Below are 13704 nucleotides of genomic sequence, written 5' to 3'. Positions count from 1 at the left end.
TATAAACCGATCTTTCTACTTCCATTTACCTATTCACTTGCGCAAACCTTCATTTCTTAGGTCTAATGCTAGCCTTTCTTGGAGAGTTTTTGTTTATATCATTACATATTCACGAAAAAATGTGATTATTTTCATTCTATTTTCATAAATTCATATGTAATCTCATGATATGAAAATTGTGTAATAAAATAGGAGGATAGGACCAGTAATATCATGTAAATATTCTATATAATAGGTTCAGAGGTGGAATTATGAATAGACTGGAAGCCCTAGAACACTTCCATAAGACCTATGCGGAAGATGTATTGAACCAGAAATTACATCAAGCAGCGTATTTGTATGAACAAAGAAAAGATGAGCTCATTTTTTCTTTTATTCAATCCTTTCAATCGATCTGTCTGCAAGCCCATTCCGGAGAAGTGGCCAAGACAAGGATCGGATACATTACTTATTCTATGAGGCGCACGTATCTGATGGATCGCAACTATAACTATGTCGTCGAAGCCTATGATAAAAATTGGTTCTTTGATCCTCAACCTTGTTATGGAATCTATGATGCAGGCTGGGTATTCAGCTTTTTAGCAGAAGTGGAGGATGAATTGAATCGGCTTCGAAAACCCTATATGAATAAGATTTTTCAGCCTGATGTGGAGCGATTTGTACTCCAGGCTGCAGGGGAATTTCATCAATATATTCTGAAATTAGCGAAAGATGCTATTCAGCAGGCTGTACATTTACCTGAATTCAAGGCGTTGAAATGCGAGGACGATTTGGAAGTAAGAATAGGGGAGTATAAAGGAATCAGTGAGGTGGTGTATTCAACAGCTTATGGAGTACTACATGATTCAACAGGATAATCGTATTACGGAGTATATGTATCCAGTAGAGACGAATCGCAGGCAGTTATTGGAATGGGCAGAAAGCTCATCATGTACTGATGAAGAATCTATTTTACAATTTTATGTATCAGGTGATGCGGATTATATTGATTTTATAGAGCATCCGGTATCCATCGTTTCTGAACAACTAAAGGAAATCTTTGATATATATCAATCCGGATTAAGCTGGAAGTTGGTTGTTTTTGCCGATATGCAGCGAATGCAGCAAACAAGGTATTGGCTGGCAAATCCGCCTAGCCTGATGTGTTTATCACCACGCAGTGAATATCATAGGGACGGTACACTGAAGAAAATCATTTTAGATGAATATGCAGTCGAGAATCATAAAATATTCAGGGTTCAGGGTGCCAATCATCATATCATTGTAGACCTCGATGTGGCTGAATGTATTTTGAAGTTCAATCTGGCAGGCTTGAAATTACAAAAGGTCGATACAGAGGGGCCAATTATACAAAGGAGAGTCCAAGAATGAGTGAGAGCTATGTAGTGGATGGGGCACAGATACATTGCAGCTATGGAAGTCATACGGGAAGATTTAGTGTTTCAGCTAACAGGGGGATTAGTATTGGCGACAAACTGCAAGGGAATATTCAGGATTTTCACCCGCAGACGCATATCCCTTCTTTCGGAATGTGCCGTAGTATGCATAATCCTACAGTCTCTTCTGCTAACAAAGGAAATTCCGGAAAAATCATTCCGCTGCCCTGCAAACCGAGCGTTTCTATGCCTTGGTTGAATGGGAAAAAGGATGTATACGTAGATCAATCTCCGGCTCTTATGAGTTGCTCCACGAACTTATGCATGTGGTGTGGAAAAATCTCGTTCACCACAGACGGGCAGGAATAGTTAACAGATTGTAGGATTTGCATCACATGAAAAGCAAACGGGGGGAGTAAGATGGGACTGGCAGGAACTGTGCTGACTTATGGAAATATTAGAGTGAATGCACCGTATGAAATTATCAGGCTGCTTGATTTTGAATTGACACAGAAGATAAATGAGCACGGCAAGGTGTACATCACTGCTCTCATACCGGATGAGGATCATGCAAAGTATGATGGATTAGCTTACGATGAAGATGTGCTAGAGGTATATGAGACGGATAAAGAGCGAGGGACAGTTAGCATCTTTAAAGGAATTGTCACCAATATTAGAATTGCATTCAAAAATGGCGTATATCACATGTACATAGAGGCTGCCTCTTTTACATATCTGATGGATCAACAACGGAAAAATCGTTCGTTTCAAAATAGCAACTTGACGTATTATCAACTGTTCCGCGAACTTATAGATGCCTATCCACACGGGGATTTTATTGACCTGACGGACAGCGATCAAAAGCTGGGCGGCTTTACTATCCAGTATGGGGAGAGTGATTGGGAGTTTCTAAAAAGAATGGCCTCTCATCAGCAAACTGGACTCATTGCCGAGATTACATCCGTATTCCCGAGATTATGGTTAGGTACCTCAAAAGAACAGGTGAAAGGTGAACTGCGTAGCATTAACTTTTCCCTCCAAAAAACAAAGTCAGGTCCAGAATATACATATGCTGAAGTGGAGGATACGAAGCGTTTTGAACTTGGAGATGTCGTCGTGTTTCAACGAAAGCATTGGGTTATTAATCAGATTCATGCAGAGATGAAGCAAGGCATCATGACATATGGCTACGTTCTCGTTCCGGAAGAAGCAGGTATTCCGAGGGAGGTTATACATAACCCCTTAATCAAAGGTACCTCTATTGAAGGGAAAGTCATAGAGTTAGATGGTGAAAACGAATCCGTTAAACTGCACTTGTCCGTGGATTCTATGCAGTCCAAAGTTGAGGGGTGCTGGTTTTCTTACCCCACCATGTATACCAGTGATGGAATCGGTTGGCATTGCATGCCCGAGCTAGGGGACCATGTTCATTTGTATTTTCCATCCAACAAAGAAAAGGAAGCTCGTGTGGTTCAATCCCTACGTAAGAGAGACTTCAAAGGAGATGAAATCAGCAAGCCGTCAAGAAAGCTGTTTCATACCAAAACTCAAAAAGTGGCGAGATTCGACGACAAAGAAGTGGCACTTTCCACCCAAAAAGAAAAGATACTTGTACGCTTAAATCCAGCTTCCGGTATTCACGTGTATAGTCATCACGATCTTACCTTTCACGCTGATACAGACTTGGTGCTGCATGGCAAAAAGGTACAGATGACCGCTACTCGCGAAATATCTCTGACGTGCAAAACCAGCTATATCCGAACCGATGGAACACTTCATATTAAGGCTAGTAAGTTCATGAAAAATCAGGTACCTGATGCCGAACTGAAAGCCTATAAATCCCTGATTCAAGAATTGAAGGGGAAGGGATATCCGCAATGGGTACAGGTTTTGCTGCTTCAATATAAAACGGACTACTACAAAGCCGTGGCAGCAGGGGACCAAAAGGGGGCCAAGGAAGCAGCAACCAAGGCCAAGCAATTGCGTCAACAGGTGGCAGAAATAGATCGTATGCCTGCCTGGGCCAGGGCGCAAATGCATGAATACACGTCCCAGTGGTGGGAAGCGCATGGAGCCAACGACAAAGCCAAGCAAAAGCAGATGCATCTTCTCGCGAACCAACTGCGTGACAACGTGCTAATCAACGAGCTGATTCGTGGTCATTCAGCCAAATCCTATCTAGATGCGAATCGGCTGGAGGAGCTGTCCGGACAATACGCAGATGCGGCCCATAAGCTGACCGTTGCTGATCAAAAGGCTATTGCTAAGGAAGCGGCTGCCCTGCGGAGTAAGTATGGCGTGAACAGCCAGCTTGCCAGGGAGAATTTGAACAAGCTTGCCAAGAAGTATCCAGATAGCTTCTCGTACAAGCTACCAACTACAGGCGATTGGGATAAGGAGCTTAACGCCGCTTTGCATGATTTTGCGAAAAAATACGGCCTGGAGAATAAGGGCTATGGTCGTGATGTGCTCGCAGTGTACCTGCATCAAGTAGCCAATGGTATCCTTCCATGGCCTAAGGTTAGCAAGGCTGCAACGCCAACAATTCCAGCAACGACAACAACGAAAACGGAACCGGGCAAGAAGCCGCCGACTACTCCTGAAAAGCCAGCGAAGGAGGAACCAAAGCCATTAGATCCTGAGAATTATAAAGATGGATTGGTAGCGGTGAAAAAGATTGAAAGCTATATAAGTAGTAAGGGCATAAAAGGTAATCAGGCCCGAGCTTTGTATAGAATAAACGATTACACGAATAACAGTATTGTTCAAAAGAAACTGTCATCGAACCGTAAGGCACCCCTTGTGTTTTTCTTTGAAGGAGACGGTTCGTATAGTTATGCACAAGAAGATCACCCGGAAGGTCGATATGGAGCTATGGCAATTGTGGTGATAGATGGCGAAATTAAGTATTCAAGCAAAAATGCCAGCACACTTCCTGATTATGAGAGCAAGTATAAAACGGTTAAAGATGGAGTATACGAGTTTGTAGGCGGGTTGCATTTGAGTACTTATCCTGCTTTGCGTATTCGGGATGGTGCAGCAGTTCCAGCAACCAAAGGAAGTCAAAAAAAGGATTGCACAGCAGACGGTGTAAATATACACCAGGGCTATAATGCTGATAAAAAGCCTAAACCAACTTCGACAGCTTGTATAACGGTTCATAAAGACGAGTATGTAAGATTTCTGAGTTCAGTAGGCGTGGTGAAGAATTCATTAAATGAAAAACCTAATCCTGTAAAAGGACTAGCTATTCTTGATCGGAAGGATAGATCAAAGTGAAGATGATCAGAAACATATTAATCATTCTTTTTTTAATCGTGTTGTCAGCATGTAATGCTTCTCAAAAAGCCTCTACTCCCTTTTCTTCAAAAACGGTAGATATGACGTCAGAAGTGGTGGAATCAGCTAATGAAAATGATAAAACGGAGCTTGTTAAAGAGAATAGCAAGAAAGAATGGGCTTTAACCGTAGAAGAAGGCAAAGAAGATCCAGCAGAATTTTTAGTTCAGCTGGAAGGCTCAAAAGTTGAACGGTTCTTAAGTGCCGAGAAACTGATTAGTCTCCTACAGTCGAAGGAGGATAAAGAGAAATATCGAGATTCTTATGTGAATGTAGGGAGAATCCAAGAAGATGGGAGTCAAATCGCATTCGTATTAGATTTATTTGAAGAAGCGAGATTAATAGTACAGATTTATGATTTGGATTTGGGTAACAAAGTAAATGAATTTAAGCTGCCTTATAACCATCCAGTAATTTCGTCTGATTTAACCAAGTATTTATATGAGGATAAAGACAAAGCGTATATATATGACACGTTAACTAATCAATCAACAGCTATTCAATTAGATGGAAGTTCTATAGATATAGATGACATTCATCAAGGACAATTTTCTCCAGACAGTACCCAGTTTTGTTTTACCGACAGCCAGCAGAATATTGTCGTATTTGATGTATCAAATTATAGAATCATTAAGCAAATCCATATAGATTCTGGTATGGCGATAGTTAATCAATGGGCTCAGAAGAACCAACTAATCTATTCTATTGACTCCATGTCTGTAAATAAAACGTACTTGTTAAATTTAAATAATGGAGAGGAGCACCTTTTAGGCAAAGGGATGGAACGACCTTTAATGTCTCGTGATGGGTCGGAGTTATGGTTTGAAAAGTCAGACTCACCGTCTAATTATAAACTGAATATAAATACAGGTTTAGAAAGTAAAGCCGCATCTATCACTACAATTAGTGGGAATACGGCAACACCTGTGCAGTGGCTCTATACTGCTAATGATTTTTCTAAATATGATAGTGAAATAAAAGTGCATCAAATTAAAGCCTCATCCACTCTGCCAAGTAAAGGCACGCAGACTTATGATGCCAAAAATCTGTTGGATGGAGATACATCTACTGCATGGTGTGAAGGTGTGAAAGGCAACGGGGAAGGGGAAACTATACGGATAGATTTGGGATCATTACAGAAGGTAAAGGGTATCGAGCTGATTAACGGATATGCTAAATCTGAAAAAAGTTATCGGGAGAATAACAGAGTTCAACAACTAAAACTGGAATTCTCGGATGGTTCCTCTCTAGTAATGAATGATTTTAACATACGAAAGAAATTTAAAGAGCCTATTCATACCTCATTTATTAAACTTACTATTTTATCAGTTGAACGTGGAACGAAATATCAGGATACATGTATATCCGATGTACGGCTTTTCTAGCATTCTTACAAAAGGGAGATAGCCTATGAAGTGGAAAGAGCCAACGTTTGGTGCAACACCTATGTTGAAAGCTTTAGCAACCGCTAATGCGCACAGGAAAGCAAAGGCTTTTGACTTGGTAGCAGAAGGACTTTGTTGAGAGTGTAACGGAGAGGAGAGCTCATGCGTCTTATAAAAGCAACTGTGATTATTGTTTTTTTAATGTCGATATCTGCATGTACAGCAACCACAAGAGGGGACATTCTTACATCTTCGCAGTCCCCCAATATACCTTCAAACAATGAAGTTAAGGTAAGTAAGAATGCTGCAAAAGAAACTGAAAAGAAAGCAAGCTGGCTTTTGAATGGTCAAGAAGGCGTAGAAGATCGAGTTCAATTCTTAACCAATTTAGATGATCCTACTGGAGAAGCTAATATTCGTATCGACGACCTAATTGACACTATGGAAACTAAGGAGGAACGTATAAAATATCGGGGCTCACAAGTATATGTCGGGAAAATAACAAGTGACGGTAGTCGTATGGCGATTATAAGAGATGTTTATGGGGAGCAACCAGAGGAGCTGCTCATTATTGAAGTGTACGATCTGGATGCGGGAGAAAAAGAACGAGAGTTTAAATTGCCGCCAACGGCTCAATATCCTGTGATCTCTTCTGATTTAAGCAAATATCTATACGTAATGGACGGACGTTTGTATTTATATGATGCAATAAGTAAAAGAACTACAGAATTGAAGACTAACAAAGGCAAAGCTGATGTTAGTAATATTGCTCAGGGAGTGTTTTCACCGGATAACACCAAGTTATGTTTTGTTGATGATCAGACAGGGATCGTAATGCTTGATCTATCTGGTGATAGTGGTACGGAGCTTCTGCTTGCAGGCACTGATGTCTCGAGTATTATGCAATGGGATCAGGGGAACCGACTTATTTATACCACTTATAAAAAAGATAATACTTTCATAAACGATATTTATTCACTAGATATATACACTGGAAAAGTACAGTTTATAACTAAAAATGAGGGCGAGTTTATTCTATCTCCAGATCAAAAAAACTAGTACTGGCAGATGATGAGGTTGTGAAAATGTTCATGATTGATGTAGCTAGTGGAAAAAAAGAAGATATTTCGTTCATTGTAAATGGTGAAGGAACTTGGGTGGTTCCAATACAGTGGATCGAAACAAAAACCAATTATATGAAATATAGCAACAAGGTCAAAGTGAAAAGAATTACGGCCACTTCCACACTTCCTAATCAGAGTAACTATTTTTTTAGCGTTGACAATTTAACGGACGATAATAATTTAACCCCTTGGTGTGAAGGAACGAAGGAAGGCGGGGTAGGAGAAACGGTAACTATGGATTTGGGTCCAACTCAAGAGGTCAGAGGTATGGAGATGGTTGACGGCATTATACGAGTGAACAATAAGTATTTAGACGTGAATACAATCCAAAAAATGAAACTTGATTTTTCGGATGGACAATCTGTGGTGCTTGAGAACAATGACACACGCTTCAAATTTGATGAACCTATACGAACATCTTTCGTTAAAATTACCATTCTAGAAGTGAAAAAAGGCACGGATTTCCCAAATACTTGTATAGGTGAGCTGAAGTTATTGTGATGAGCAGTAGAAAGCGAAATAAAACTGCGGTATGGATAAGTAAAATTACGTTATTCGTCTTGATCTTTTCCATGCTATGCGGGTGTATACAATCGAGCGAGGGCCAAGAAGCAGTACAGGAGCGGAATGAAACTTATGCTTCTGTCTCTCAGTCCAAGAAACCTCTTCCAACAAAAAAGGCTGTAAATTGGTTGCTCTTTGAAGCGGAAAATGGAAACATGCCAATGGAATATCTCGCTGATATGGATGATCCCACAGGCAATACCTATATTGATTTAGACGATATTATAGATGAATTATATGCAAGTGAAGGTGAAGCGTATCCTGAAAATGAGTTGTATCTGGCTGGTTTCTCGGATGATGGCAAACATATCGCTTTATGTAGAGAGTCGCAGGATTTGAATTATTTAATGATCAAAATCTTTGATTTATCTACTACAAAGAAATTATATGAATTTAAGGTGCCCAATAGGGACTACGCTGTTATGTCTCCTGACTTACGCAAGTGTGTTTACACAGGGGATGCAGCCTTTTTTTATCTTATGAACCAGGGGCAGGAAACTAAAGCATTGGGGCAATTAAATGATGGTCACTATCTCAATCTTCCAGTGTTTTCGCCTGACGGTAATCAATTTGCCCTTGTAGATAGTAACCATAATGTATTGATTTATGATTTGTCCAAGAATAAGCAAATTCAACAAATAAAGCTAGGAATAGAAGGAATACAGATCGAACAGTGGCTTTATAACGATCAATTGCTTCTCTCTTCTTATGATAATGATAAGTCGTATATGTTCAATATACAGACAGGGGAGAAGAAGCAACTAATGAAAGCCACAGAATCTCCTATTTTAACTTTAGATAACCACAGGATTGCTTTTCTGAACTCCAAGGGTGAAATGCAACAACGAAACATCCAAACAGGTCTGCCTATAAAATACTCCAATCTATTCCACAGGATAGGCTATAACGTGTCCCCTACACAATGGGTACAGACAACAACGGATTTAATGAAGTATCGAAAAACCATCCCGGCACAGAAAATCATTGCTTCTTCTACGCTTTCTGATCAAGCAGGGAACTTCTATGCTGCCCGTAACATCATGGATGGAGATGCAAGCACAGCTTGGTGCGAAGGAGTTAAGGGAGACGGGATTGGAGAGTGGGTCAAGGTTGATTTTGGTTCTGTGCAAGAATTGAAGGGTTTCGAACTCATCAATGGCTTGGCTAAGTCATCTAATGCTTTCCAAGCAAATAACAGAGTTAAGCGAATGAAACTAGAGTTCTCGAATGGGCAGGCCATAATGGTAGATAATGATTTTTTAAGTAATGAGTTTCCAGGTAGTGCCATTCATACTTCATTTGTGAAAATAACGATTGAGGCCGTAGAGCGAGGAACCAAATATCACGATACCTGTATGTCGGAGATACGATTCTTCTAGCATTCTTACAAAAGGGAGATAGCCTATGAAATGGAAAGAGCCAACGTTTGGTGCAACCCCTATGTTGAAAGCTTTAACAACCGCTAATGCACACAGTAAAGCAATGGCTTTTGATCTGGCAGCAGAACAAAAGAAACAAAAACTGAACTATCCCGACTGGGCCCAGACCTGGATGCGCAAATACAAAGAGGATTGGTACACCGCTCAAGCCAACGGCGACGAGGTCGGTATGCGTAAAGCGCAAAAGCTGGCAGAGGGACTGCGAAGCAAACTACGCGAAATGGCTACGTTCCCCAAATGGGCTCAAGAGCAAATGCAAAAAGAAACAATTCGTTGGATGGCTGCTGAGGCAAGCGGGAATATCAAAGAAAAGTTAGCTGCTGAGAAGGCAGGACGAGCCATTCGCGAGAAGCTGGGTTTGATCGATCCAAATCCAAATCCAAATCCAAATCCTGAGGTACCTAAGGAGGATGATTCTAAACCCGTACAAGTACCTCCTGATAATTCAGGAAATGATAGTTTTGAAGCTGAACTTGCTAAATTCCCGGAATCATACAGGTCTGCGCTGTTAAAATTACACAAGCAGCATCCTTCTTGGCGTTTTATAGCGGAAGAAACGAATGTAGATTTTAATAGTTTTCTCAAGGCAGAAATGAAAAATGGATTGGTATGTACCGAAGTGAGCAAATATGGATACTCACCGCCTTGGAGGGACTCGAAGCTTAAATATGATAATGATTATAACGCCGCTTCCCCTAAAGCTGTTTCATATTTTTTAGATCCACGTAACTTTCTGACTGAATCTCGTGTATTTCAATTTTTATCTGGAAAGTATGATAAGAACACCCAAAATAAAGAGGCAGTTAATAAAGTGTTAAGCAAAAGTCTAGCTAATAAAGGAGAGGTATTTCTAAAGGCAGGAGGGAATGAGGCGAGTGCAGTATTTTTAGCGGCAAAAGCCATGGTCGAATCAGGAGGAGGGACTTCAACTTTAGGAAGAGGACAGGTTCCAGGATATATCGGATGGTACAATATGTATGGCATTGGTGCGAATGATGGAAATGCACGTATAAAGGGTGCAAAAAAAGCCAAGTCAGAGAACTGGAACTCTGTAGATAGTGCGATAATTGGTGGAGGTAAGTGGATTAATGAGAATTATATTCAAAAGGGACAAGATACTCTCTATAGCTTAAAGTGGAATGTAAATTCATTCAAGAAGAACGGAACTATTAGTAAACAATATGCTACGAATATTATGGATGCTTATACGAAAGCTGACCGTTTTTCAAAAGGTCTTAAAACTGTTGATGCACCTCTTAGTTTTAGGATCCCAATTTTTAAAAATCTGCCGGACACTGCTTTCCCTGAGCCTACACAACCTTTGTCAAGGTAATCAGGTTATAAAAAAAATTATGTTTCGAAAGAAGAGGGAGTGTAATTGAAGAAGCTATTTGTGCTTGTTTTAGTTGTTCTAATTTTTAGTGGTTGTGGTCTGAAGAAAGACGTTGAGGTAAAGGGCACAGTCTCTAAATCAGCTATATCGACTGCTAGTAGCCATGAGCTAACGTATGATTCAAGCAAAGCTATTGTGCAAGAATCGAATAAATTAGATCTGTTTATTAAGAAAATTCAACCCGCTAATATGAAATTACAAAAATTAATAAAACAGGATATTGATAAGGAAGGTACTTTAGAATTTGTGATTGCTTATGGGAAAAAATCGGATCATTTAGAATCTATATATGTAGTAAGAAATAAGGATGACCACCTTAAAATAATTGGAAAATTGGATGATCCGATAGTTACAGAGCATATTAATAAGGACGTTAAGGTTATGCATTTAGACCAAACTAAGCGTGATTTCATCGTAGTATATTCCACTAGCGAAGTGGATGAGGCCGAAGGATTCTCTATATTTACTTTAGACCATAACCGAATTAGCAACCTGAATTACAATTATCCAGAAGCAACAGGGCAAGGAAGCAGGAAGCTGGAGGATATTAATAAAGATGGTGTTTTTGAGGATGTGAGTTATTACCGTTTTCAGGATACTCAACAACATACAATCATGACATATCAGAAATTCGATAGCAGCGGACCCGAAAAAACAAAAGTCCTATATGAAAATAAGAATAAAAAATTTGTATACCCTACGGTTCCTAAAGATATTATCCAAAATTATTTGGAAGATCATTATCTTATGAATCGCTTTTTGATACACTTGCCTGAAATGGCGGAATTCACTGCGTTGTCAGCAAGCCCGAAAAATCATTTTGAAGATATCATAGATTTTTCCGCTATGGACTATACAGGATTAGACTTGAATGTAAAAGAGATTGCTTATGAGGCTAATCAGCGGGTGTTTTTGGTAAAGAGTAGCTCAGAAGAAGAGGAATCAAACCAAGGACTTCTATTTACGTTAGAAAAGCAGTCAGGCAAGTGGAAGATTATGAGTATAGAGATGAACGATAAATTGTAGAAAGTGTGATATGCAGCATGAATTACTTGAAGTACGGGCGAGCTTCTTGCATCCTATTACTACTCATTTCCTGTGTAGTGCTAAATGGATGCATGAAGGAACAGGATTCTCCAGCAACTGAAACAAATCATGCGCTTTCTCTCCAAAATGACGATAAAACGATTTCCTATTCGAAAAAGCTGGACACGTTAGTGAAAAAACTTCATATAGTCAACAATGAGAATATGGATTATGATGTCAGACAAAACAAGCTTGAGGAGTTCACACAGGAATTTAATTTGTTGTTAAACGAGCCAAAAAGTGTAGAGATGAAGGATGGAGAATTAGTAGAAAAGTTCGATAACAATCTCACTATCTTAACAAAATCGTTTCAGTTAAAAAGTGGACGGCTAAACGTTAGGGTTATGAATTATAGAGCACCTAAAACGGTGACAGGTACGATCGGAGATAAATACACATTTATTCAGTGGTGGAGTTCGAGGCAACTTGTACACGCCCAGATAATTGAGGATGGCGGGCCAGAATTGACTACAGATTTTGTGGTTCGAGATTCAGAGCACGGAATACAGTTGTGGTTAGGGGGGGATGTCTCCATATATCACCCAGACCCTATATTTGTGGATTTGTGGGAGTTGTCTGGACAAAAGTGGACGGAGAAAATCATAAATGTAGGTAAGATGGAGCTCCCTGATGCGTGGGAACTGAACAGGGATATGAATGAGCCTATTATTTTAGAGAGTCGACAACATGATAGCATGAGTATCGGAGTTTTAGACCACGGCGATGGCTTCTTCATAAACAGTGATGATTCTGAACAGAACCTTATCATTGAGTTCTCCAAAAGTGGAGAAGTCCGTATTGATTCCGAATATAGCATCGCCTCGAATACTCATAGTGAACCGCAAAGCTATGAATTCATTCAAGAGAAATATTCAGAAAATGGGATCGTGATTAGATACCCTCAAATTTCAAAACTCAAGGATATTGCAAAGCAAAAATATTTAAACCAAATTCTTAAGACCGAAGCTTTAGAAGGATTACAAGACTATGCGGATTCCAATTCTGGAGTCCATGTCGAAATTGATTATGAGATCAAACGACAAAGTGAACGATTCTTGAGTGTTCAATATACGGGTATTCATTATGTGAAGGACGCAGCCTATCCTACTCATATGTTTTATACGACGAACCTGGATATGAAGCAGGTTTCAAGAATAAGATTGAGGGATTTGGTAAAGATCGAGAAACCTTTTATTGAGCTTATAAAAAGCGGGAAGATTACAGCTGTTCAGCCGGAGCAACAAGGGTTAATTGGTGATTTCACAAAAGATGATTTGATTAAACTGTTAACAAATGCGGATGTAACCAAAGGTTCGCTTGCGGAAGTAGAAATGGAATCGTTTAGTTATTTCACAAATGATTCATTGGGGGTGAGTGTACCTATGGCACATGTGGTAGGGGACCATGCGGAGTATGAAATTCGTTTTGCACAAATTCCAGAGAATATCAGGCAGAATGAGGAACTATGGAGTGAGCTAAGTTCTGTTGAGGATCAGTCTGTTTCCACAGTTGGCGGTGAAAAATTGGATACCGACCAGTATGAAGTTGAAGAGTCACAGTCTTTTCAAACTACTCTTGAAGGCTTTGGGAAAGTAAGATTTGTATCCACATATGGATATCCGGAAGGTCTTCGTAAATTCTTTTTCTTTCTATTAGATGATCAAGGACATATTTTATACTCATTCCCAGAGTTCTACGGGAACCATGAGTGGGTAGCGCGATTTGGAGGCGTAGAAGCGGTGGCCTTCAAGGATGTAAATAAGGATGGATTGAAGGATGTTGTCGTCATTGCCAATGTTGATAATGGGATTCATGGACCTGGTAGAGTTGATGAATTCCCTATGGCCGAGATATATTTTCAGAAAAAAAATAAAACCTTTACCACGCTCCCTGCATTGGATCAGGCTCTCAACGATCAGGAGCATAATCAAACTGTTAAAGATGTCATTCAGTACGTAAGCAAACAACGGATAATTGTAAACTAACCGACAAAAAGGG

11 protein-coding genes are annotated in these 13704 nt (G+C 39.8%); all 11 read left to right on the top strand.

Going from position 1 to position 13704, the window contains the following annotated elements:
* Window positions 1–251 precede the first annotated feature (251 nt).
* A complete protein-coding gene (locus MKX30_RS18205) occupies window positions 252–857 on the top strand; it encodes a hypothetical protein (RefSeq protein WP_341063200.1) in 606 nt (201 codons plus the stop codon).
* Window positions 841–1371, top strand: coding sequence for a hypothetical protein (locus MKX30_RS18200; RefSeq protein ID WP_341063198.1), 531 nt, complete (start codon window positions 841–843; stop codon window positions 1369–1371). The genes MKX30_RS18205 and MKX30_RS18200 overlap by 17 nt, the downstream gene beginning before the upstream one ends.
* Window positions 1368–1745, top strand: a complete 378-nt coding sequence (locus MKX30_RS18195; RefSeq protein ID WP_028540779.1) for a DUF4280 domain-containing protein — start codon at window positions 1368–1370, stop codon at window positions 1743–1745. The genes MKX30_RS18200 and MKX30_RS18195 overlap by 4 nt, the downstream gene beginning before the upstream one ends.
* A gap of 51 nt (window positions 1746–1796) precedes the next feature.
* Window positions 1797–4655 (top strand): PspA/IM30 family protein, encoded by a 2859-nt coding sequence (locus tag MKX30_RS18190; RefSeq protein ID WP_341063196.1) that lies wholly within the window; start codon window positions 1797–1799, stop codon window positions 4653–4655.
* Window positions 4656–4657: 2 nt separating this feature from the next.
* Complete coding sequence (locus MKX30_RS18185; protein ID WP_254348599.1) at window positions 4658–6100, top strand: discoidin domain-containing protein; 1443 nt, start codon at window positions 4658–4660, stop codon at window positions 6098–6100.
* A gap of 162 nt (window positions 6101–6262) precedes the next feature.
* Window positions 6263–7159 (top strand): TolB family protein, encoded by an 897-nt coding sequence (locus tag MKX30_RS18180; protein WP_341063194.1) that lies wholly within the window; start codon window positions 6263–6265, stop codon window positions 7157–7159.
* 26 nt (window positions 7160–7185) lie between these two features.
* Window positions 7186–7725, top strand: coding sequence for a discoidin domain-containing protein (locus MKX30_RS18175; RefSeq protein ID WP_341063192.1), 540 nt, complete (start codon window positions 7186–7188; stop codon window positions 7723–7725).
* The gene (locus MKX30_RS18170; RefSeq protein WP_341063190.1) at window positions 7725–9167 is read left to right on the top strand and encodes an NADase-type glycan-binding domain-containing protein; all 1443 of its coding nucleotides are present in this window, start codon (window positions 7725–7727) and stop codon (window positions 9165–9167) included. The genes MKX30_RS18175 and MKX30_RS18170 overlap by 1 nt, the downstream gene beginning before the upstream one ends.
* Before the next feature lie 25 nt (window positions 9168–9192).
* Window positions 9193–10560 carry an N-acetylglucosaminidase gene (locus MKX30_RS18165; RefSeq protein WP_076317354.1) on the top strand — a complete coding sequence of 456 codons (1368 nt, stop codon included), beginning with the start codon at window positions 9193–9195 and terminating at the stop codon, window positions 10558–10560.
* Between the two features lie 45 nt (window positions 10561–10605).
* A complete protein-coding gene (locus tag MKX30_RS18160; RefSeq protein WP_068939017.1) occupies window positions 10606–11646 on the top strand; it encodes a hypothetical protein in 1041 nt (346 codons plus the stop codon).
* Window positions 11647–11663: 17 nt separating this feature from the next.
* A complete protein-coding gene (locus MKX30_RS18155) occupies window positions 11664–13691 on the top strand; it encodes a hypothetical protein (RefSeq protein WP_069080081.1) in 2028 nt (675 codons plus the stop codon).
* Window positions 13692–13704 lie beyond the last annotated feature (13 nt).

The sequence above is a fragment of the Paenibacillus sp. FSL P2-0173 genome (assembly GCF_038008045.1).
GTDB lineage: Bacteria > Bacillota > Bacilli > Paenibacillales > Paenibacillaceae > Paenibacillus > Paenibacillus polymyxa_B.
This window is presented reverse-complemented; position numbering and strand designations above follow the sequence as displayed.

Coding starts and splice junctions, on each gene's coding strand:
- MKX30_RS18205 (WP_341063200.1), top strand. CDS start 252: ATGAATAGACTGGAAGCCCTAGAACACTTCCATAAGACCTATGCGGAA.
- MKX30_RS18200 (WP_341063198.1), top strand. CDS start 841: ATGATTCAACAGGATAATCGTATTACGGAGTATATGTATCCAGTAGAG.
- MKX30_RS18195 (WP_028540779.1), top strand. CDS start 1,368: ATGAGTGAGAGCTATGTAGTGGATGGGGCACAGATACATTGCAGCTAT.
- MKX30_RS18190 (WP_341063196.1), top strand. CDS start 1,797: ATGGGACTGGCAGGAACTGTGCTGACTTATGGAAATATTAGAGTGAAT.
- MKX30_RS18185 (WP_254348599.1), top strand. CDS start 4,658: ATGATCAGAAACATATTAATCATTCTTTTTTTAATCGTGTTGTCAGCA.
- MKX30_RS18180 (WP_341063194.1), top strand. CDS start 6,263: ATGCGTCTTATAAAAGCAACTGTGATTATTGTTTTTTTAATGTCGATA.
- MKX30_RS18175 (WP_341063192.1), top strand. CDS start 7,186: ATGTTCATGATTGATGTAGCTAGTGGAAAAAAAGAAGATATTTCGTTC.
- MKX30_RS18170 (WP_341063190.1), top strand. CDS start 7,725: ATGAGCAGTAGAAAGCGAAATAAAACTGCGGTATGGATAAGTAAAATT.
- MKX30_RS18165 (WP_076317354.1), top strand. CDS start 9,193: ATGAAATGGAAAGAGCCAACGTTTGGTGCAACCCCTATGTTGAAAGCT.
- MKX30_RS18155 (WP_069080081.1), top strand. CDS start 11,664: ATGAATTACTTGAAGTACGGGCGAGCTTCTTGCATCCTATTACTACTC.